We start from the raw sequence: 21,666 nt of genomic DNA, 5'->3' as shown, positions 1-21,666 counted from the left end.
TCATGCGCAAGCTCATCACCCATCTCAACGCCATCGTCCGCAACGCCGAAACAGCACAGACCATCGCACCCTAATCCGACACGGTTGCTCATTCCAGCGAAGGCTGGAATCCAGGTGCGGCCTCTCCGGGGGGGGTTCTGAGCGAGAGGATGCGCGTTGCCTGTCAGACCGCACCTCTGCCGGTCTGCTTCGTCCCTGCCGGCTCATGATTTCAAATCGCAACCGCCGTCCGTGCGGCCCTGGATTCCAGCCTTCGCTGGATTGAGCGAAAGATGGGGCCGGCTGCGGGGCTACGACCAAGGCCTTGCCGGACAGCACCCCGCCGCTCACGCGCCCCTCCCCGCAGGCCCCCACCAGCGCGCGACCGCGCCGGCCGAGCAAAGCCAGGAAAAGTGCGAAGCGGTTTTCCGTCCGGCTTTGCGACCCAAAGACCCAGGCCGCCCCCGCGGAGCCGATGCGCGCCAGCGCATTCGGCGTGAGCGGACCAAAAACCACCCCCTCACCGACCTCCCCGCACGCCCCCCACAGCGCGCGACCGCGCGCCGGCCGGAGGCCGCCCTCCCGGAGCCGGTGCGCGCAAGCGCACTCGGCGTGAGGGGAAAACAAATCAGGCCGCAAACTCCGCGTGAGCGCACCAAACTCCCCCCCACTTATCCCCGCCCCCCAGAACCTCCCGTATGCTCCGCCTTGTCGCTCAACCCACTGGGAGCCGTGCCGGACCGTCCGCCACGTGGGTCGAGGACCTGACGGCCGGGCTGCAGCGCGTGTAACGGACGGGCGGGCTCGGTGGGCCGATGGCGTGTGGTGTCCGCTGGGACAAAAGGCGGGACGCGCCGCGCATGACCTCGAAGACGCGGCTCTCGCAAGCCGCCCCTAGTAGAGGTGCTGTGCGACTGTGCGGCGTCCGCTGCCCGGTGGAGGGGTGGAAGGTCCTATCCCTTCCGCCCTTGGGAGAAGGGTGGCTGCATCGGTTCGAACGTCTGGGTGGGGCGTCGGAAGGCGACCGCAAAAAACACAATCGGATGGCCGCCGTTCCGCGCCCCACCGATCCCTGTTTGCCAACACCCCCGGCTGCAAGCAGCGCGGGGATGAAGGTGCTTGGGGGTTGGTTTGCGGTTTATGCCCCTCGCGCCGAGTGCGCTCACGCGCACCGGCTCCGGGAGGGCGGCCTCCGGCCGGCGGACGGTCGTCCGCTGGCGGGTGCGGTCCGGATCGGCGGAGCATGGTGCACGGCGCGGTTTTTTTACCCCTCGCGCCGAGTGCGCTGGCGCGCACCGGCTCCGGGAGGGCGGCCTCCGGCCGGCGGACGGTCGTCCGCTGGCGGGTGCGGTCAGGACGGGCGGAGCATGGGGCACGGCGCGGTTTTTTTTACCCCTCACGCCGAGTGCGCTCACGCGCACCGGCTCCGGGAGGGCGGCCTGACGGCCGGCGGACGGTCGTCCGCTGGCGGGTGCAGGCCGGATGGGCGGAGGCCGGATGGGAGGTGGCCGGATGGGAGGTGGCCGGTGCGCGCCGTGATTTGCCTTTCACTCCGCTCGCGACAGTCGCGCTGCGCGCGATGTCTCCGCGAGGGCGGCCTCCGGCCGGCGGGCGGTCGTCCGCTGGCGGGTGCAGTCCGGATGGGGCGTGAGTTGGTGCTCTCCGCATGCACCACACATTCCGCTCATTCCCGCGAAAGCGGGAATCCATAGGGCCTTGCCGCTGGCTCGTGCGGGATGAGAGACGGAAGGCGCTGCAGCCTTCGAGGCGCAATCCCTCCCGCCGTTCACCGCGCGATTCAGTATGGATCCCCGCTTTCGCGGGGATGAGCGGAGAATGAGGCCGGCTCGGAAACGCACATCCAGGGGCCTCTCTGCATGCCTCCACCAGCGCGCGACCGCGCGCCGGCCGATAGGCCGCCCTAGCGGAGCCGATGCGCAGAGCGCATTCGGCGTGAGCGGACCAAAACCACCCCCACACCGGGCACTCTCCGCACGCCCCCCACCAGCGCGCGACCGCGCGCCGCCCGATAGGGCGCCCTCCCGGAGCCGATGCGCGCCAGCGCATTCGGCGTGAGGGGTATAAAACCAGCCCGTCACTCGCAGCCAGCGCCCCCGCACTCCGCACCCCTCACCCCGCCCGTGCCCCCCGCGCATACGCCACCGGCGGCATGCCGACGTGGCGGGCGAACGCGACGCTGAAGGTGCTGGCCGAGGCGTAGCCGACGCGCTCCGCGACCTGGGCGACGCCGGCGCCGCCCTGGCGCAAGAGGTCCTTGGCGAGCGCCATGCGCCAGCCGGCGAGGTAGTCCATCGGCGCGGTGCCGACCTCCCGGCGGAAGCGGGCGAAGAAGGTGGAGCGCGACAGCCCGGCGGCGCGCGCGAGCTCCGCCACCGTCCAGGCCCGCGTCGGCCGCGCGTGCATCTGGCGCAGCGCCACCGCCAGCCGGGCGTCGGCGAGGCCGCGCAGCAGGCCGGGCGGCGCGTCGGCGCCACCGGGGACGCGCAGCGCCTCGATCAGCATCACCTCCAGCAGCCGCTCCAGCACCACGTCGCGGCCGGGCCGGGTGCCGCGCGTCTCGCCGTCGACGAGTTCCAGGAGCGTCGTCAGCCGGGCCTCGCCGGAGACGTGGACGACGCGCGGCAGCAGCGGCACCAGCAGGCCGGCGTCGCCGGAGCCGAAGCGGCAGTGGCCGACCAGCATGCGCACGTCCGGGGCGATCGCCGGGTCGCCCAGCCGGTAGACGCCGGGGCGGATCTCGGTGCGCGGCGAGCGGGTGCCCGGCGGCGGCGGCACCAGGCTGGTGGTGGTGAAGTCGCGCGCCGTCGGCACCAGCACGAAGTCGCCGCGGCCGATCCGCACCGGCGCCTCGCCCGCCACCTCCAGCAGGCAGGCGCCCTCCAGCATGGCGCAGTAGAACGGCCGGTCCTCGTCGAAGCGGCGGACGATCCAGGCGCCGCCAGCCAGCACCTGCTTGGAGAACGAGGCGCTGGGCTTGAGCAGGCCGACGATCTGGGCGAGCGGGTCAACCATTTCCGGACGCATTCCAATGATACTCGGACGCCGGATGATAGATCGTCCGGCCGCGGCCGGCTAGCCTCCCGCCATTCCCCCCTCATGGAGGCCTTCGAGATGACCGCCACCCCCACCGTCCTGATCACCGGCTGCTCGTCCGGCTTCGGCCTGGAGACGGCCCGCCGCTTCCACGACCGCGGCTGGTCCGTGGTCGCCACCATGCGCACGCCGCGCGACGGCCTGCTGCCCGCCTCCGAGCGGATGCGCGTGCTGCCGCTCGACGTCACCGACGCGGCCAGCATCGCCGCCGCGGTGGAGGCGGCCGGGCCCATCGACGTGCTGGTCAACAACGCCGGCGTCGGCCTCCTCAACGCGGTCGAGGGCCTCAGCGACCGGATGATCCGCGAGGTGTTCGAGACCAACACGATCGGCACCATCGCGATGACCCGGGCGGTGCTGCCGCAGATGCGGGAGCGGCGCGCCGGCGTCGTCGTCAACGTCACCTCGACGGTGACGCTGGTGCCGCTGCCGCTGCTGTCGGTCTACACGGCCAGCAAGACGGCGGTGAACGCCTTCACCGAGTGTCTGGCGCTGGAGCTGGAGGCGTTCGGCGTGCGCGCCCGGCTGGTGCTGCCGGGCCGGGCGCCCGACACCGCCTTCGGCGACAACGCCCGCGAACGGATGGGCTTCGACATCCCGGAGGCCTACGGCGCGCTCGCCGCCGCCACCTTCGCCGCCTGGCAGCAGGAGGGGGGCGCGCTCACGCTGCCCGGCGACGTGGCCGACGCGGTGTGGCGGGCGGCGACCGATCCGGCGTGCCCGATGCGGCTTCCCGCCGGCGCCGACGCGGTCGCCCTGGCCGAGGCGGCCTGAGGCAGTCGGGGTGGGCCCGGGGGCGGCGCGCCGGGGGCGGGGGGCGGCGGCGCCGCCCCCTTCACCAGCTGCCGAGGCGGCGCAGCTGCGGCGTCTTCTTGTGGACGTGGTCGCCCATCCGGCCGAGCAGGCCGGCGAGTTCGTCGAGCGCGTCGAGCAGGAACGGCCCCTTGTTCAGCATCACGCATTCGGCGCGCACGCCCATCGCCGCGTCGGTCAGCTCGGCGCGGTTCGGCACGCCCTTCTTCACCAGGTGCTCCAGCACCTGGGTCGCCCAGATCACCGGCACCTGCGCCGCCTCGCCGATCCACAGGATCTCCTCCTGCATCTCCGCCAGCCGGGCGAAGCCGATCTCGATGGCGAGGTCGCCGCGGGCGATCATGATCGCCACCGGCTGGCGGGCGCCGGCGCGCACCACGATGCCCGGCAGGTTGCGCACCGCCCGCGCCGTCTCGATCTTCAGCACCAGCGCGATCTCCTCCCAGCCGTCGGGGCGCGCCTCGGCCAGCGCCTCCTGCAGCCGCGCCACGTCGGCGGTCGCCTGCACGAAGGAGAACTCCACCGCGTCGGCGTGGGCGGCGACGAAGGCGAGGTCGGCGGCGTCCTTGGCGGTCAGCGCCGGCACGTCGAGGTCGCTGTCGGGGAAGTTGATGCCCTTCTCCGGCTTCAGCTTCGCCGCGCCGCCGTCGCAGCGCGTCACCCGGGCGACCAGCTCGCCGCCGCGGGCCGCCTCCACCACGGCGCCGATCTTGCCGTCGTCGATGAACACCCGGTGGCCGGGCAGCACCGCGCCGAGCACGTCGGGCAGCGTGCATTCGACCGCCGCCGCGCGCCCGGCCGCCAGCGTCGCGGGCAGCGCCCCGGGCGCCACGATGGCGATGCGGTCGTCCGGGCGGACGCGCTTCGTCCCCTCGGGCAGCCGCACCTCGCCGGTGCGGATCTTCGGGCCGGCGAGGTCCATGAACACGCGCATGCGGTGGCCGGTCTCCGCCTCGGCGGCGCGGGCGTGGGCGATCATCCGGCCCCAGGCGTCGGCGTCGTCGTGGGCGCAGTTGATGCGGATCGCGTCGACCCGGCGCTCCGCCAGCGCGCGCATGAAGGCCGGGCCGTCGGCCGCCTCGCTCGGGCAGGTCACCAGCAGCGCCGTCTGCCGGCCGGCGCCGCGCGCCCCGAACAGCTGGGCCGCGCGGCCGGCGAGCCGCGCCTCGCCGGCGAAGAAGGCCGCCGCGTCCGCCGCCGGCGCGGGTGCGTCGCCGGCCATCGCGGCCAGCGCCGCACGCACCGCGGAAAGCGTCGGCAGCACCCGGCTCTCCAGCCGGCCGAGCGACGACAGCCCCAGCGCCATCAGGCGGCGCTGCAGGGCGCGCAGGTCGTGGTGGCGCAGCGCCAGGTAGGCGGCGAGGTTGTCGACGCTCGGCGCGAACTCCGGCCGGATGTCCCAGCCCGCCCAGGCGCCGTTCTGCGCCGCAGCGTCGGCGGCAACCTCGGCGATCAGGGCGTCGAACTCGGCGAGAAGGCGGGCGGGGTCGGCGGGCGAAGGGGCAGGCTGGTGGGCAGGCTCGATCATGGCACGGTCCTCGGCATCCGCGGGCGGACGCACGCTCAGCGGTAGACCCGTCCGGCCGCCTCCGACTTGCGCCGGATCAAGGCCGCGGAGGCAGAGGAATAAGAGCGCCGTGCATCGGTTGTGTGACCCCGCGCGCCCCGCCCTACCAGTCCTCCCGCGCCGGCGTCCGGCTGGCGCTCACCAGCGGGGCGCGGAAGCCGCGCTTCAGGGCGATCATCCGCATGGCGAACGCCCCCACCATCACCATCAGCGTCACCGCGAGGATGACCGGAAAGGTCACCATCGCCATCGGCTGCAGATAGAGGATGAACAGCGAATAGATCAGCCCCCAGAAGACGCTGATCTCGGCGTAGAAGGCGCCCTTGAGGGTGGGGTTGTCGGCCCGCGCCCGCACCACGTCGCGGACGATGCCGCCGCCGGAGCTGGTCAGCGCCGCGAATGCCGGCCCCCACAGCCACAGCGGCTCGGCGTGCATGCGGTGGGCGACCAGCACGCCGATCACCGTGAACGTCGCCAGCCCGACCGCGTCGGAGACGCCGAGCAGGGTCCGCGGCGACATGCGGCCCCGATGGCGCACGAACCAGTCGACCACGTCGAAGAAAATCAGCGAGCGGCCGCGCAACCGGTCGATGGTCTTCAGGAAGGCGATCGAAATGCCGACGGTCGCCATGATCAGCAGCACGTAGACCGGCGACTGCAGGATCGCCGGCGGCGAACGGTCGAGGATGATGTCGCGGATCAGCCCGCCGCCGACGCCGGGCAAGAGCGCCATCACCAGGCAGCCGAAGAACGAGTAGTTCTCCTCCCGCGCGATGATCACCCCCGACAGCGCGAAGGCGAAGGTGCCCAGGAGGTCGACGGCCAGGAACCAGCTCTGGCCCGACAGGGCCATCAGGTGATGCTCGATCAACGCTCGGCCCCTCCACGCGCGCGGCCCGACGCCGGCCGAGGATGCGCGGGAGCTTACAGCCGATTTGCGACAGGACGACCCATGGCAAGGCGGGGGTTGCCCATCGTCCACGAAAAAGGGCGCCCCGGTTTCCCGGAGCGCCCCAGCGGTCGTCTATCGTCCGATGCGGACAGGCGGTTCTCGCAGGCGCGAGGTCAGGCCGCCTCCACCTCCGCCTCGATCTGCTTGCGCTGGCTGGCCGGCGCCTGGATCTCGATCTGCCGGGGCTTCTTGGCCTCGGGGATCTCGCGCTTCAGCTCCACGTGCAGCAGGCCGTTCTCCAGGCTGGCGCCGTTGACCACCACGTGGTCGGCCAGCTGGAAGCGGCGCTCGAAGGCGCGCGAGGCGATCCCGCGATGGAGAACTTCCTTGTTCTCCTCGCTCTCCGGGGCCTTGTCGCCCTTCACGGTGAGGGTGTTCTCGCGGACCTCGATGGTGAGATCGTCGCTGGCGAAGCCGGCGACGGCCATCGTGATGCGATAGTCGTTCTCGGCGGTCCGCTCGATGTTGTACGGCGGATAGGTCGAGCCCGCGTTGTCGGGCGCGCCGACGGTGTCGAGCATCGAGAACAGCCGGTCGAAGCCGACGGTCGAACGATAAAGGGGGCTCAGGTCGAAATGACGCATGGTCGTCCTCCAAAGAAGCGAGGTTGCATCCTCCGGGACCGGATTTCTGCCGGCTGAGCCGTCCGCCAGCGTTGGCCGGACGAAACCCCGAAGGCGCGGACCCTCCACGGGCGTCCGCAAATCGTGATATGGGTTGCCTCATTCCGGGGTGCAAGATTTTCGAAGGCGCCGCATATGGTCGATCCGCAAGCCCAGCCCACCCTCGTCGACACCGCCGAAAATCCGCTGCCCGAAGGCGGTGAAACCGACTGGCTCTACCTCAACAAGAGCAAGGTCTGGCTCCGGTTCGCCGCCTGGCCGGCCGCCGTCGACGACCCCCAGGGCACGGTCATCCTCGCCACCGGCCGGGCCGAGTTCATCGAGAAGTACTTCGAGACCATCGAAGACCTCCAGGCGCGCGGCTTCGCCGTCGCCACCTTCGACTGGCGCGGCCAGGGCGGCTCGAGCCGGCTCCTGCGTGACGTCACCAAGGGCCACGTCGCCAGCTTCGACGACTATGTCGACGACCTGGAGGCGGCCGTCGCCGCCGCCGCGCTGCGCGGCCTGCCGCGGCCGTTCTACCTGCTCGCCCATTCCATGGGCGGCGCGGTGGCGCTGCTGGCGGCCGGCCGCCTCGCCGACCAGATCGAGCGGATGGTGCTGACCGCGCCGCTGATCGAGCTCGCCGACAAGCGCGCCTCCAGCCGCTGGGCGAAGAACGCCGCGAGCGTCGCCGCCGCCGTCGGCCTCGCCCGCAGCTCGGTGCGGCCGCGCCGCGCGCCGCCGCCCCAGGACGTGCCGTTCCAGAGCAACGTCGTCACCTCCGACCGCAAGCGCTTCGCCCGCACCCAGGCGGTTCTGAAGGCCGAGCCGCGGCTCGGTCTCGGCGCCCCCACCGTGCGCTGGTTCGCCGCCGCCAACCGCGCCACGCGAACGCTGAACGAGCCCGGCTTCGGCGACGAGCTGAAGATCCCGGTGCTGGTCGTCGCCTGCGGCATGGACACCGTCGTCTCGGTCCGGGCGATCGAACGCTTCGCCAGGACGCTGCGTGGCGGCGGACGGGTGATGATCCCGGGCGCCCGCCACGAGATCCTGATGGAGCGGACCGGCTTCCGCACCCTGTTCTGGGCCGCCTTCGACGCCTTCGTCCCGGGCACCGGCCTGCGGCTTCCCACCGACATCGCGCCGCCGCGGATCCGGATCGCGCCGCCGAAGGGCAAGGTCGCGACCTCCGTGCCGCCGGTGCCCCCGGTGGCGCCCGGCGACACCCGCCAGGCCGGCGAGGCCCAGGCGCCCGCCGGCGACACGGCTTCTGCGGGCGACACCGCGTCGGCCGTCGACACCCGTCCCGCGGACGCCACCGCGACGGATGCCCCGGCCGCGACCGCCGGTCCGGATGCCCAGACCGGGGAGAACGCCGCGCAGCCGGCGGCGCTGGCGCCTGCGGCGCCCGAGGCCGCCGTGGCGGCGAAGCGCTCCCGGTTCGGCTTCTTCCGCCGGCGCAAGGCGGCCGAGGCGGATACGGCCGACGAGGCCTCCGCCCCCGAGACCACGCCCACCGAGCCATCGGAAGACGAAGCCGACCGATCCCGGGCCGACGCACAGCCCAACGCCGCCGAAGCCGCCTTCACCGCGGCCGCCCACCTCGTCGCCGAGGCGACCCGGGGCGAGACCCGCCCGTCGCCGGAGGCCGCGCAGGCGCCGTCCGGCGCGGACGACGCGGCCTCCTCCGCCGCACCGGATGCCAAGTCCGGCCCCGCCGTCCAGCAGGCATCGCCCGACGCGCCGCCGGCGCGGTCCGCCGGCGGCGACGGCCCGTCGCGGGTGAGCCGCCTGTTCCGGCGCCGCGACGCCGGGCCGGCCACCGAAGCCGCCGACCCGCCACGGGAGGCCCCGTCGGAGGGCACCCCCTCCGAGCCGTCCGGGCCCGAGGCGGACCCCGCCGAGGCCGCCGAAACGGCCCTTGCCGAAGCGCCGGCGGCGCCCGCCGAACCGCAGGCCGCCGAACTGCAGGCCACCGGCGCGACTGAGCCGCCCGCCGCCGCGTCGGAGAGCCCCTCGGAGCCGAAGGACGCCGCAGCGGCCGACGCGGACATGACCGCCACCATCACCTTCAAGACAGCCTCGGCGGAGGCCGCGCCGACCGACGCGCCGCCAGCCGCCGAGGACGCGCCGCTGCCGCAGACCGCCGATGCCGAGCCGGCAAAGCCGGGCGACGCGACGGCGGTAGCCGCCGCGGGGCCGTCGGACCTTGCAGCGTCTCCGGAAGACGCCGCCGCACCGTCCGGCGAGGCCGGTGCCGGGCCCGATCCCATGCCATCTGACACATCGACCGACGCCGAGGCGGACGAGCCGCCCGCGGATGCCGCGTTGGGCGGCGGCGAGCCGGACCCCGGCGCCGACCCGTCGCAGGCCGCCGGGCGCCGCAAGGTCGGCAGCACCGCCCGGCCGACCCCGCGTCCCGTCAAGCGCAAGCGCAAGCGCTGAGAGCCCTTTCCAATCAGGTGGACGCGCTTGATCGATTCGAAAGGGCTTAAAATTCAGCGCCTTGAGCAATTCCTCTTCAGTCAGATCGCTTCAATCTGAATGGGAAAGGCTCTCGCGCGGCATGAGGAAAGGTCGGCACCGGCATGTCGCGCCCTTTGCCGGCGCGGCAGATCATGCCACTACCGGCAGTGCGCCGGATCGCGTCGATCCAGCGTCACCCCCACCGGTGCCGCTTCGGGTCCGCTGGCTCCACCCGGTCGACACGGACCGGCGCCGGATTCCATAAGGTGCGTGCGTATCTGCCGGTCGGACCGATTCGCACCGGCCAAGCCGTAGGATCCTGGGCTCTTCGCGATGTCGATCTGGTCCCGTGTGACCCATGCCGTTCAGGACGTTTCCACCGCCGGCGCGGACCTCGTCGAGCGCGTGGTGGAGAGCGTCGCGGGCACCGAGGAGGAGCGGCGCGCGGTCGCCTTCACCGCGGCGATCGTGGCGCTCGCCGCCAAGATGGCGAAGGCCGACGGGGTGGTCACCTCCGATGAGGTCGCGGTGTTCCGGCGCAACGTCCAGATCCCCGAGGGCGAGGAGCGCAACGTCGACCGGCTGTTCCGGCTCGCCCAGCAGGACGTCGCCGGCTTCGAGAGCTATGCCGAGCGCATCGCCCGCCTGTTCCAGGACGACCCCGCCTTTCTCGCCGACATCCTCGACGTTCTGTTCCGCATCGCCGCCGCCGACGGCATCGTCCACGAGTACGAGCTCGGCTTCCTGGCGCGCGTCGGCGAGATCTTCGGCATCGGCGACCTGCAATTCCGCTGCCTGCGCGCCCGCCACATCCGCGAGGGCGCCGTCGATCCCTATCTGGTGCTCGGCATCGACCCCGGCGCCGATCCGGACGCGCTGAGGCGCCAGTACCGCAAGCTGGTGGTCGAGCATCACCCCGACCGGATGATCGCCCGCGGCGTGCCGGCCGAGTTCGTGGCGATCGCCAACGACCGGCTCGCCGCCGTCAACGACGCCTGGGCGCAGATCCGCCGCGAGCGCGGGATCTAGGCGATGATCGCCTCCCCCGGCCGCGATCCCCATGCCACGTGGCAGCCATCGCCCAACATCGACGGCCGCAACGGCGTCCGCCCGTCGCTGGTGATCCTGCACTACACCGGCATGCCCACCGCCGACGGCGCGCTCGCCTGGCTGTGCGACCCGCGCTCGAAGGTCTCGTCGCACTATTTCGTCTTCGAGGACGGGCGCATCGTCCAGTCGGTCGACGAGGCCGAGCGGGCCTGGCATGCCGGGGTGTCCGGCTGGCACGCCTTGCGCGACCTCAACGCCGCCTCCATCGGCATCGAGATCGCCAACCCCGGCCACGACCATGGCTACGTGCCCTTTCCCGACGTCCAGATCGACGCCGTCGAGGCGCTGGTCGGCCGCATCATGGCGCGCTGGGACATCCCGGGCCGCAACGTCCTCGGCCATTCCGACGTCGCCCCCGGCCGCAAGATCGACCCCGGCGAGAGGTTTCCCTGGGCGCGCTTCGCCGAGGTGGGGATCGGCGCCTTCGTGCCGCCCGCGCCGCTCGAGGACGGCCCGTCCCTCGGCCCCGGCGATGCCGGCGAGACCGTCGCCCGCGTCCAGCGGGGGCTCGCCGCCATCGGCTACGTGCTGGAGGAGACCGGCCGCTACGACGACCGCACCGAGACCGTGGTCGCCGCCTTCCAGCGCCACCACCGCCCGGCCCTCATCGACGGCCGCGCCGACATCTCCACCCTCGACACCCTCGACCGGCTGCTGCGCGCATAAGCTCTCAGACGAAAAAACGGGCCGGCGCTGGCCGACCCGTTCACGCATCACACGGAGGGTGGGGCGGTCAGTTGCGCACCACGCCGATGACCTCGCCCGTCTGCGAGTCGACGATCAGCGTGCGACCGTTGACGTTGGCATAGGAATAGGTCGGATAGTCCGGAACGCGGACGACCTGGACGGTGCCCGGGAGCGGCTGGCCGATCATCACCGGCTGCTCGACCCGGACGGCCGGGGCCGGCTGCTGCAGGGCATAGGTGCCGACGGCGGGCGGGACGTCCGAAACCACGTACCTCTCGGGCGGGGTCGCTGCAGCCCGGGAGTTCTGCTCGACGGTGTCGGCCGACGCGCCGATCGTCCCGCCGGCGATCGCCCCGATCACCGCACCGGGAGGGCCACCGATGACGGCACCGGCGATGGCGCCGCCGGCCACCCCGGTGAGGGTCGCGTCCTGGGCGGCGGCGGGGGCGGCTGCGGTGATGGCGAGCGCCAGGGAGGCCGCGGAAGCGACCGTGAAGATCTTGTTCATTTTAGGTTTCTCCTCTGCGCTCCCCAGCTTCCGGACAACAACGCCATCCTCGAATTCCGGTTCCCATCACGCCATCACCCTGCGTTACGAATTCTTACTTTCTCATGCCGGATGATTTCTGCGTGAATACCGCGCGCAGGGATGTCCAACGCAAACGGACCGGCAAAGAGCCGGCCCGCGTAGCGCGTTTCGTCACTGTGATTGGATTAGGCCAAGGGGGTTACCCCTTGACGACGCCGAGCACCTTGCCCGTCTGCGCGTCCACCACGACCGTCTGGCCGTTGATGTTGGCGTAGGCGTACTTCGGGTAATCCGGCACCTTGACGACCTTCACCGAGCTCGGAAGCGGTTCGCCGATGCGGACCGGCTCCTGCACGTTCACGCGCGGGGCCGGCTGCTCGATCGCGTAGGTCCCGACTTCGCGCGGCACCTGCTTGACGACGTGGGCCTGCTGCGTCTGGCCCTTGTTCATCTCGGCCTCGGTGGTGTCGGCCGTGGCGCCGATGGCACCGCCGGCGATCGCGCCGATGACCGCGCCGGGAGGTCCGCCGATGATCGCGCCGGTGGCGGCTCCGCCGGCCACGCCGGTCATCGTCGCATCCTGGGCAAGCGCCGGCGCTCCCGCCGTGGCAATGGCGATGGTGGCAGCGGATGCGAATGTGAAGAACTTGTTCATGATCGGTACTCCTTTGCTGTGTGAGACCGCCCCCTCCCAGGTTCCCTGGCTGGCGACGGTCGAGGCAGCCGCGAAGAGCGCTCGATGGTGATGAGATCGCTCTCGCCCCGTTCACGGTCCGGCCAACGATCCCGTCGGCCATTCGTTCCCCAATAAATTTTCCGGCGCGGCCGGGAACCGCCGCGGGCGCCACCGCGTGTGGTCGGCCGAGCCCCGCTGACCGCCGCTCCCGTCCCGCACCGGCCCGCAGCCGTTTTCCGGGCGGACCGCGGCGATCCGAACCGGGCACGGCCGCGTATCACCGGTCGGGGCAGGCGCCCGCCCGTCCCCTTGCCGCATCAGGATGCCCGCCGTGCCCGACCGCCTCTCCACCGACCGTGACCCGCCGGGCCGGGCCGCCCTCGCCGGCGCCTTCGCATGGCTCGCCACCGTGCAGCTGTTCGCCGTCCAGATCGTCGCCCAGGCCAGCGCCTCCGGCTACACCATGCGCGACGACGACATCAGCGCCCTCGGCATCCCGTTCTGCAGCCCCGCCATCGCCACCTGCTCGCCGCTCCACGCGCTGTTCAACGGCGGCATGATCCTGGTCGGCGTGCTCACCATCGCCGGTGCGCTGCTGACCGGCCGGGCCTGGCCGGCCGGCCGCCTCGCCGGGGCGGCCCGCGTCGTGCTGGCCGGGGCGGGCGTCGGCGCCATCCTCGTCGGCGCGGCGACGGTGGCGACCAGCCCGGTCGTCCACGCCGTCGGCGCGGTGGTCGATTTCTGCTGCTGCGCCATCGGCATGGCGCTGATGGGCCTCGCCGTGCGGCGGCGCGAGCCCGGCTTCGCCGCCTTCAGCGTCGCCTGCGGCGCCCTTGTCCTGACAAGCTTCGCGCTCTACGCCGCCGGCCTCTATCTCGGCCTCGGCCGCGGCGGCATGGAGCGCGTCGCGGCCACCGCGGCCACCGTCTGGTTTGTCGTCGCCGGCGTGCGGGTGCTTGCCCTGGCCCGGCCGATCCGCGCCTGAGCCGCGCTGGCGCTGCGGCAGGCGCGCAACACCCCGCCCCAAACGAGGCGCGCGCGAGCGATCCCGTCTTGCGCAATTCCTGGATGCGGGAATGATGGCCGGTGACGCTCTGAGTCCCGGCCGCGCGGCCGGCCTGGACGCCCGTCCGGACAGGGCGATCGCAACGACAAGAACGCTGGAAAGACCGGTATGAACGACGGAGGCGGAACCCGCAGCGTGGCAGACCCCTCGGCCGATCGACCCGTCGCCCATCCTCCGGCCCGCGCGCTGCGCTCCCCGGCCGCCCTCGCCGCCCTTGCCGCCGCAGCCACCGGGCTGTTCGCCACCGCGCTGCCGCCGCTTCCCGCCGCCGCCCAGTCGTGGTCGCTCTACGACAGCGGCGGCGCCTCCTATGCGATCGAGCCCACCGGCAGCACCGCCAACCGCTACACCTACGCGATCTCGCTGGACGTCGGCGTCACCAGCACCAACACCCCGGTCCCCGTGGAGATGGACACCGGCTCCACCGGCATCGTCATCACCGCCGACCTCATCAGCCGCAACACGAACGCGCTCACGGGCCCGCCCGGCTGGGCCTTCTACAACTCGTCCGGCCTGCTGCTCACCGGCGTCCTCACCCAGGCGACCGTCACCTACCTCAACACCGCCAACGGCACGCCGGTCACCGCCAGCGTCCCCGTCCTCGCCGTCAAGAACCGCTACTGCCTGGGCGTCGGCGGCAACTCCGCCCACTGCTCGGAGACCGGCACCATCGCCATGATGGGCGTCGGCTTCGGCCGCAACACGCTGGGCGCCGACGGCAGCACCGTCGCCGTGAACACGCTGAACTTCGTGACGATGTCGCCGTCGGAGAAGGCGTCGCTGGCCGGCCAGCTCGACGGCGTCGGCGTGACGCCGCTCGCCTACAACCCCCTGGTCAACGTCGTCCCCAACGGCACCTCCACCTTCAACCAGGGCTACATCATCCGCGACGGCAAGATCGAGGTCGGCCTGACCGCCGCCAACACCTCCAACTTCGCCTACGGCAAGCTGCAGCCGACCGCCGACAGCCAGGGCACCAGCACCTGGAGCCAGGCACCGATGGCGATCCAGGTCGGCGCCGCCGGCCCCGCCACCGGCGTGCTCCTCGCCGACACCGGCGTCACCGACGGCTTCGTGCACATCCCCGGCGCCCAGACCTCGGGAGCGGTCACCGCCGGCAGCCTGGTCACCGTCCAGGTGCTCGATGCCGGCGACCTGGTCACCTATTCGTTCGTCGTCGGCTCCCAGTGCGCCCAGGCGCCCCAGCCGGCCAACTGCAACCCCCAGGCCCCCAACGGCATCAGCTGGGTCACCCGCGTGACGTCGGACGCCTACCTCAATTCCAGCATCTACTTCTACAAGGGCTTCGACTACCTGTTCGACCCGGCGAACGGCTATCTGGGGGTGATGAACTCCCAGCGCTCCGGCACCAGCGTCTCCGTCACCCCGGTGATCTCGGCGCTCGGCCAGCTCGACTTCGCCAGCCCCTTCACCACCGACATGCAGGTGGTGCTGCGCGGCGCCACCTCGATCGCCGCCGAGACCACCGCCACCTTCGACGCCGCCCTCATCGGCCCCGGCAGCCTGACCCTCAACGGCACCGGCACCGTCACTCTTAACGGCGCCAACACCTACACCGGCCCCACCACGGTGCAGTCCGGCACCTTCGCGGTGACCAACGCGCTCGCCAGCGCCGTCACCGTCGGCGCCGGCGGCACCTTCGACCTGTCCGGCCGGCTCGCGGTCGCCGGCGCCACCGCCCCGGTGGTCACCGTCGACACCGGCGGTGCCTTCGCCCTCTCCGGCACGGTCACCGGCGCGGTCTCCAACTTCGGCACCACCACCGTCTCCTCCACCGGCACCGTCGCCGGCGACGTCACCAACGCCGGCACGCTGGCCAACAACGGCTCTGTCACCGGCACGCTCACCACCACCGGCCGCCTCACCGGCGCCGGCACCGTCGGCACCCTGGTCGTCGGATCGGGCGGCACGCTCGCCACCGGCAACTCGGTCGGCACGATGACCGTCACCGGCAACTACACCTTCGGCCCCGGCGCCACCCGCGAGGTCGAGGTGGGCTCCGACGGCTCCATCGACCTCCTCGCCGTGGGCGGCACGGCGACGCTCGCCGGCGGAACCGTGGTCGCCACCGAGAACCCGGCGCTGGTGCCGGTGCTCGGCGCCTCCTACGTCTTCCTCACCGCCGGCGGCGGCGTCAGCGGCACCCACGACACCCTCGTCGGCGGGCTGTTTCCCGACGCCGCCTACCCGTTCCTCACCACCGGGCTCGCCTACTCCGCCAACGCCGCCGCCCTCGTCGTCACCCGCAGCGGCGTCAGCTACGCGGCCGCCGGCGTCACCGACAACCAGAAGTCCGTCGGCGCGGCGCTGGACACGTTCGTCCCCGGTTCGGCCCTCGATCTGCCGCTCACCCATTTGAGCGTCGCCCAGTACGACGTCGCCGCCGACCAGCTGTCCGGCCAGATCCACGCCTCGGCGCTCACCACCCTGCAGAACGACGCCACCGTGGTACGCACCACGCTCGCCAACCGGCTCGATGCCGCCTTCGCGGAGATGTCGGGCGGCCCGGCCTTCGCCGCCAACGGCGCCCCCGCCGCGGTGCTTCCGGGCGTCACCGCCAGCGCGTGGATCTCCGCCTACGGCAACTGGGGCGACACAGACGCGAGCTTCAACGCCGCCGAGCTCACCACATCGCTCGCCGGCACGCTGGGCGGCATCGACGCCGCCATCCACGATTGGGGCCGGATCGGCCTCGCCGCCGGCTACGGCGCCAGCCGCTTCAAGGCGGCGGACCTGTCATCCTCCGGCACGGCCGGATCCACCACCGTCGCGGCCTATGGCGGCGCCACCTTCGGCCGCCTCCGCGCCAACCTCGGCGGCACCTGGTCGTGGCACGACGTGGAGACCGACCGCCTCGTCGCGGTCCCCGGCTATTCCGAGAGCTACGACGCCGACTATTCCGCCACCACCGGCCAGCTGTTCGGGGAAGGCGCCGTCGATCTCGGCCAGGGTCCGGTGGATCTGGAAGCCTTCGCCGGCCTCGCCTTCGTGTCGACCACCACCGGCTCGTTCAGCGAGGGAACCGGCCTCGCGGCGCTGTCGGGCGACGGCGACACCCAGTCCAACACGCTGTCGACCCTCGGCCTCAGGATCGCCCGGGTCTATCCGATGGGCGGCGGCTGGCTCCGGCCCCACGCGACGCTCGGCTGGCAGCACGCCTTCGGCGACGTCGAGCCGGAGGCCGACCTCGCCTTTTCCCAGAGTGGCGCCGGATTCACCGTCATCGGGGCCCCGATTGCCCGCGACGCGGCGGTGGTCGGCGCCGGCCTCGACTTCTCGACCTTCCGCTCGGCCGAGGTCTCCGTCCGCTACGACGGCCGCATCGGAAGCGGCACCCAGGAGCACTCCGCCTCCGGCCACCTGTCGTTCACGTTCTGACGGGCGGCGGCAGCCTCGTTCGGCACCGAAAGATAGCGGTGCGACGGGTCGCGCATCTTCTGGTATGATCCGCGGCCTTTCGGGGCCAGTTCGGGGCGTACGGGCGTGGCGCTGCAGCACGCTCAAACCCATCGATTACTTCGCAACCCGGGGAGTCGTTGGATGGCTGACGAGAAAAAGGACCCCTTCCACCCCTACGTTCAGGAACTGCAGGGGCAGGAAGGCGACATCGACAGCAAGATCGGGACGATCGAAGCGATCCTGAAGAATGTCGATGTCGATAGTGGCTTCGACGGCCGCTTCAAGGAGGCCAAGGCCTGGCTGAAGGAAATCAAGAAGAAGATCGCCGAGCGCAAGATTGAGGACCTTGAAAAGGAACTCGAAGATCTGAACGGCCTCGCCCAGAACCCCGGCGGCTTCAATCCGCCGCCGCCTCCCACGCCCTGGATCTGGCCGTGGCCGTGGCCGCCGCCACCCGGCTTTCCCGGCCCGGGCTCGGGCACGCCCGGCGTCATCAACGTGGGCATCGTCAGCCCGCCGAGCGATGCGAAGTTCAAGGTCGGCCTTGCCGAGCGCGACTTCATCGTGGCGCGATCGAACCGCAAGGTGTGGGTCTGGGACCCCGCCAAGCTGGTCTGGGGAGCGGAACTCGACACCGGCGGCGAGATCGTCGAGATGGACAAGGTCGACGGCACCATCGCGGTCCGCACCTCCGCGGACCTCTGGCTGTTCCATCCGCTGGACTATCGCTGGCTGGGCCCGCTCCACGCCGAGATCGAGGAGGTCACGGCCTACAATCTCGCTTTCCCAACGGTGGTGAAGGCCGGGGATTGAAGCGGGACCCGAACATGTGAGAACCCGTTTCCCGCCCGCAGTCCGCCTTGAAACGTGATCCGGCAGCGAGTGTGCTTGAGCGTGCAGCCGACCTTCGACACCCCGCGGCTGCGGCTGCCACCGCGCACCGTGGCCGACCTCGACGCCTGTCTGGCGATGGACCGGGACCCCGAGGTCACCCGCTTCATCCCCGGCCCGTGGGCCGATCCCGTCGCCCACCGGGCGTTCGTGCTCGCCCGCATGGCCGCAAACCACCCCGAAGGCCTCGGCTACTGGACCATCCGCGACCGGGCCGACGGGTCCTTTCTCGGCTGGGTCCTGCTCCTGCCCGTCGAAGGCGTCGGCGACGAGATCGAAATCGGCTGGCGCCTGGTGCGCAGCGCCTGGGGTCGGGGCATCGCCGGCGAGGCGGCGGCCCCGGTGCTCGCCTACGGCCTGTCGATCGCCGGCAACCGCATGATCGTCGCCGACATCGATCCGGACAACGTCGGCTCGATGCGGGTGGCGGAGAAGATCGGCATGACGGCGCGCGGCGACCGCATCGTCGACGGCGTCCCCGCCCGGCGGTTCGCCGCCGGTCCGGACGCGCCGGGCGTCGCGGATTGACATTCGCCGCCGCGCCACTACCCAGCATGATCGGACAGCGCCGCTTTCCGCCGGGTCGATTTCCCTGACCGGTCGGGCACGGCTCCCGTTTCGAGTAGTCGGTCAGCAGAGGCAGCATCATGGACACGGACAACGCAGACGGCGGCATTCGCGGGCGCATGTTCCGGGAATTCCGCGACCTCGACCTCCTCGACCGCGCCGGCGCCCACGCCCGCGCCTACGTGTCCGGCGCGCTCGACCGCCACGTCTTCCCGACCGACGACGCCATCGCCGCCCTCGACGGCTTCCGTGAGCCGCTGCCGGAGCGCCCCGGCGACGGCGCCGCGATCCTGGACCGGCTGAACGACCTCGGCAGCCCGGCCACCGTCTCCCAGATCGGCGGCCGCTATTTCGGCTTCGTCATCGGCGGCGTGGTGCCGACGGCGCTGGCCGCCAAGTGGCTGACCGACGCCTGGGACCAGAACAGCGCCCTCTATCTCCTCTCGCCGCTGGCCGCGACCATCGAGGACGTCACCGAAGGCTGGCTGCGCGACCTGTTCGGGCTGCCCGACGACACCGTCGCCGGCTTCGTCACCGGCAGCTCCATGGCGATCTTCTGCGCACTCGCCGCCGCCCGCTACCGGCTGTTCGAACGCCAGGGCTGGGACGTGAACGCCGACGGCCTCGCCGGCGCGCCGCCGATGCGCATCGTCACCAGCCGGCAGATCCACGGCACGGTGGCCAAGTCCGTCGCCCTGCTGGGCCTCGGCACCCGCGCCATCGAAACGGTGGAGACCGACGTCGAGGGCCGCATCCGTCCCGACCTGATCCCCGAGCTGGACGCCCGCACGCTGCTGATCCTGCAGGCCGGCAACGTCAACTCCGGCTCCTTCGACGACTTCGCGGCGATCTGCGGCAGGGCCCGCGACGCCGGCGCCTGGGTCCATATCGACGGCGCGTTCGGCCTCTGGGCAGCCGCCTCGCCGACGCTGAAGCGCCACGTCGCCGGCGTCGAGCTCGCGACCTCGTGGTCCGCCGACGCCCACAAGACGCTGAACGCGCCTTACGACAACGGCATCGTGCTCTGCCGCGACCGCGACGCGCTGGTCCACGCCATGCAGGCGTCGGGCTCCTACATCACCTACAGCGAGCAGCGCGACGGCATGACCTACACCGCCGAGATGTCGCGGCGGGCCCGCGCCGTGGAAATCTGGGCGGCGCTCAAATACCTGGGCCGGGCGGGGCTGGGCGAGCTCGTCGACGGCTTCCACGCGCTCACCTGCCGGATGCGCGACCGGCTCCAGGCCCGCGGGTTCACCGTCCTCAACGAGGTCGTGTTCAACCAGCTTCTCGTCGCCTGCGCCGATGACCGGGAAACCGAGGCGGTGCTCGCCCGCATCCAGGCCTCCGGCGAGTGCTGGGTCGGCGGCGCCCGCTTCCGCGACCGCGCAGTGATCCGCTTCAGCGTGTGTTCCTGGGCGACCACGCCCGACGACATCGACCGCGCGGCGGCCGCCTTCGCGGCGGCGCTCGAGGCCGTGCGCAATCGGGAAGCGGCCGAATAACGAAAAACGCCGCCGGAGAGATCCGGCGGCGCTGTTCAGTCGAGGCGGTTGGCGTGGGGTTCGCCAGCTCAGAGCTCGTCGCGGTGCCGTCCACCCAGGGCACCGGCGGCGGCGGCCACGAACGCCCCGATCGCCAGCGACAGGGCAAGTGCGAACGACCCGACAGAGGCGGCCTGACGGGCCTCGTCCGCCGTCTCGCGGGCCGAGGCCACCACCTGGTCGACCCGCGCCTCCGCATCCGCCTGGCTGAGACCCGTCTGACGGGCGACGATGCCGGCCAGATAGGTGCGGTCGGCCGGCGACAGGTCGTCGGTGACGCCGCGCGCCAGGATGCGGGCCGCTTCGCCGCGTGCTTCGGCCGGCGATGCCGGCTCGCCGGGGGCGGCGGCATCGGTGCGGAACAGCGTGTCGACCAGATAGCCGTCGGCGCCGTCCATGCCCCGGCTGACGGCGGCAGCGCTTGCGCCCTGCGCGGCACCGGAGCCCACCACGGCCGCCGCACCGACGCCGGTGCCGGCGGCGGTCATCAGGCCGCCGAGGACCACGAGGGTCGCCAGCGCCCAGGCCAAGAAGCCGTGGGCGGTGTCGCGGAAGAACACCTCGTCGGAGTGCATCGCGGCCCACTTCGTCCTGAGACGGCCGGTGAGATAGCCGCCGAAGGCGGCGGCCAGCCACTGCACCACCACCAGCGCGATGACGGCGCCGACGCCGATGCCGGCGAGCGAGGCGCCGCTGTCAGGCCACGCCGAGACGCTGGCGAAGCCGAGGCCTCCGGCGAGGCTCGACAGGACGAGCGACACCGACAGCGCGCCGACGGCGCCGCCGATGATCGCGCCCCAGGAGACACCCGAGCGGGAGGATTCGAGGTTTGGCATTTGACCCGCAACGTAAGCGGGCACGGTCGATCCCGCGGGATCGGCGACGACGGTTGCCATGTTCTTATGTCCTGTCCGCGCCTAGTGCCAGAAAAGCGCAAGGAGAATGATGATCGGAATCGGAATCCCGAGGAACCAAAGGAGAATTGAGCGGCCCATTTTTCTCTCCGGATGTCGTTGCGGCACTCAACAACGACCGACGAGACGCGAATGTTCCGGCTCAATGAGCACTATTGAAAATATTCGCCTGACGAAGACCGCGCCGACCCGAAGACGATGGAAACGCTCGACTTGCGCGGGAGGCCGCTGGGATCAGGCCCACAGCTCCGGGCGCATCAGCGCGTCGGCGCACCGGACGGTACCGCGGGCGCGGGCGAGCACCCCCTCGCAGGACGGTCGGACCATCCAGGCGTCCTGGTGGGCCGGGGCGACCGGAAACGGCGGCGCCACGTCGTGCGGCATGGCCTGGGCGAAGCCGAAGCGGCCGTAGTAAGCGGGATCGCCGAGCACGAACACCAGGGCGATGCCGCCGGCGGCGCAGCGGGCCAGCCCTTCGGCGATCAGCGCCCGCCCGACCCCGAGCCCCTGCACGGACGGCAGCACCGCCAGCGGCGCGAGGATGGTGGCAGCCGGCCGGTCCTGATCGCCGACCCGCGCATGGGTGAACAGGATGTGCCCGACCGGCACATGGTCACGCACCGCCAGCAGCGAGATCACCGGCTCCGCGGTCGGATCGGACAGCAGCGCCCGGACGAGGTCGGCCTCCGCCTCTCCGCCGAACGCCTGCCGCTGCACGTCGAGAACCGCGCCGATATCCCCATCGGCGGTATCGCGAATGTTCATT

At 72.0% G+C, this 21,666-nt stretch carries 17 protein-coding genes; 9 read left to right on the top strand and 8 right to left on the bottom strand.

What is annotated here, in order from left to right:
* Nucleotides 1–2,109 precede the first annotated feature (2,109 nt).
* A complete protein-coding gene (locus tag ACSSVZ_RS08145; protein ID WP_453969298.1) occupies nt 2,110–3,012 on the bottom strand; it encodes a cupin domain-containing protein in 903 nt (300 codons plus the stop codon).
* A gap of 99 nt (nt 3,013–3,111) precedes the next feature.
* Between ACSSVZ_RS08145 and ACSSVZ_RS08140 the strand changes: the two genes are divergently transcribed.
* Nucleotides 3,112–3,867 carry an SDR family NAD(P)-dependent oxidoreductase gene (locus ACSSVZ_RS08140; RefSeq protein WP_453969297.1) on the top strand — a complete coding sequence of 252 codons (756 nt, stop codon included), beginning with the start codon at nt 3,112–3,114 and terminating at the stop codon, nt 3,865–3,867.
* A gap of 61 nt (nt 3,868–3,928) precedes the next feature.
* On the opposite strand, the gene ACSSVZ_RS08135 is transcribed toward ACSSVZ_RS08140, so the two are convergent.
* The 3 genes from ACSSVZ_RS08135 to ACSSVZ_RS08125 all read right to left on the bottom strand — a co-directional run bounded on the left by ACSSVZ_RS08135 (nt 3,929) and on the right by ACSSVZ_RS08125 (nt 7,009).
* On the bottom strand, nt 3,929–5,434 hold the full coding sequence (locus ACSSVZ_RS08135; RefSeq protein WP_453969296.1) for a pyruvate kinase: 1,506 nt from the start codon (nt 5,432–5,434) through the stop codon (nt 3,929–3,931).
* Between the two features lie 142 nt (nt 5,435–5,576).
* Nucleotides 5,577–6,344: a trimeric intracellular cation channel family protein gene (locus tag ACSSVZ_RS08130; RefSeq protein WP_453969295.1), complete on the bottom strand. Its 768-nt coding sequence runs from the start codon at nt 6,342–6,344 to the stop codon at nt 5,577–5,579.
* Between the two features lie 194 nt (nt 6,345–6,538).
* A complete protein-coding gene (locus tag ACSSVZ_RS08125) occupies nt 6,539–7,009 on the bottom strand; it encodes an Hsp20 family protein (RefSeq protein WP_453969294.1) in 471 nt (156 codons plus the stop codon).
* Between the two features lie 174 nt (nt 7,010–7,183).
* Here ACSSVZ_RS08125 and ACSSVZ_RS08120 point away from each other — a divergent pair, with 174 nt between their 5' ends.
* From ACSSVZ_RS08120 to ACSSVZ_RS08110, 3 genes are all read left to right on the top strand, one after another.
* Complete coding sequence (locus ACSSVZ_RS08120) at nt 7,184–9,475, top strand: alpha/beta fold hydrolase (RefSeq protein ID WP_453969293.1); 2,292 nt, start codon at nt 7,184–7,186, stop codon at nt 9,473–9,475.
* Between the two features lie 354 nt (nt 9,476–9,829).
* Entirely contained in the window at nt 9,830–10,525 is a 696-nt protein-coding gene (locus tag ACSSVZ_RS08115; protein ID WP_453969292.1) for a TerB family tellurite resistance protein, read from the top strand.
* A gap of 3 nt (nt 10,526–10,528) precedes the next feature.
* Entirely contained in the window at nt 10,529–11,272 is a 744-nt protein-coding gene (locus ACSSVZ_RS08110; RefSeq protein WP_453969290.1) for an N-acetylmuramoyl-L-alanine amidase, read from the top strand.
* A 67-nt stretch (nt 11,273–11,339) separates the two neighbouring features.
* Here the strand turns inward: ACSSVZ_RS08110 and ACSSVZ_RS08105 are convergent, their stop codons facing one another.
* On the bottom strand, nt 11,340–11,801 hold the full coding sequence (locus ACSSVZ_RS08105; RefSeq protein ID WP_453969289.1) for a DUF1236 domain-containing protein: 462 nt from the start codon (nt 11,799–11,801) through the stop codon (nt 11,340–11,342).
* A 220-nt stretch (nt 11,802–12,021) separates the two neighbouring features.
* The gene (locus ACSSVZ_RS08100; protein ID WP_453969288.1) at nt 12,022–12,477 is read right to left on the bottom strand and encodes a DUF1236 domain-containing protein; all 456 of its coding nucleotides are present in this window, start codon (nt 12,475–12,477) and stop codon (nt 12,022–12,024) included.
* 352 nt (nt 12,478–12,829) lie between these two features.
* Here ACSSVZ_RS08100 and ACSSVZ_RS08095 point away from each other — a divergent pair, with 352 nt between their 5' ends.
* From ACSSVZ_RS08095 to ACSSVZ_RS08075, 5 genes are all read left to right on the top strand, one after another.
* Entirely contained in the window at nt 12,830–13,483 is a 654-nt protein-coding gene (locus tag ACSSVZ_RS08095) for a DUF998 domain-containing protein (RefSeq protein WP_453969287.1), read from the top strand.
* A gap of 216 nt (nt 13,484–13,699) precedes the next feature.
* Nucleotides 13,700–16,963: an autotransporter outer membrane beta-barrel domain-containing protein gene (locus ACSSVZ_RS08090; RefSeq protein WP_453969286.1), complete on the top strand. Its 3,264-nt coding sequence runs from the start codon at nt 13,700–13,702 to the stop codon at nt 16,961–16,963.
* Nucleotides 16,964–17,125: 162 nt separating this feature from the next.
* Nucleotides 17,126–17,797 (top strand): hypothetical protein, encoded by a 672-nt coding sequence (locus ACSSVZ_RS08085; protein WP_453969285.1) that lies wholly within the window; start codon nt 17,126–17,128, stop codon nt 17,795–17,797.
* Nucleotides 17,798–17,878: 81 nt separating this feature from the next.
* Nucleotides 17,879–18,403, top strand: coding sequence for a GNAT family N-acetyltransferase (locus ACSSVZ_RS08080; RefSeq protein WP_453969308.1), 525 nt, complete (start codon nt 17,879–17,881; stop codon nt 18,401–18,403).
* A gap of 119 nt (nt 18,404–18,522) precedes the next feature.
* Complete coding sequence (locus ACSSVZ_RS08075; RefSeq protein WP_453969284.1) at nt 18,523–19,947, top strand: pyridoxal phosphate-dependent decarboxylase family protein; 1,425 nt, start codon at nt 18,523–18,525, stop codon at nt 19,945–19,947.
* 68 nt (nt 19,948–20,015) lie between these two features.
* Here ACSSVZ_RS08075 and ACSSVZ_RS08070 read toward each other — a convergent pair whose 3' ends face one another.
* Nucleotides 20,016–20,822, bottom strand: coding sequence for a hypothetical protein (locus tag ACSSVZ_RS08070; protein ID WP_453969307.1), 807 nt, complete (start codon nt 20,820–20,822; stop codon nt 20,016–20,018).
* A 312-nt stretch (nt 20,823–21,134) separates the two neighbouring features.
* Entirely contained in the window at nt 21,135–21,665 is a 531-nt protein-coding gene (locus ACSSVZ_RS08065; RefSeq protein WP_453969283.1) for a GNAT family N-acetyltransferase, read from the bottom strand.
* Nucleotide 21,666: the final 1 nt, after the last annotated feature.

The sequence above is a fragment of the Amorphus sp. MBR-141 genome (assembly GCF_053628695.1).
This window is presented reverse-complemented; position numbering and strand designations above follow the sequence as displayed.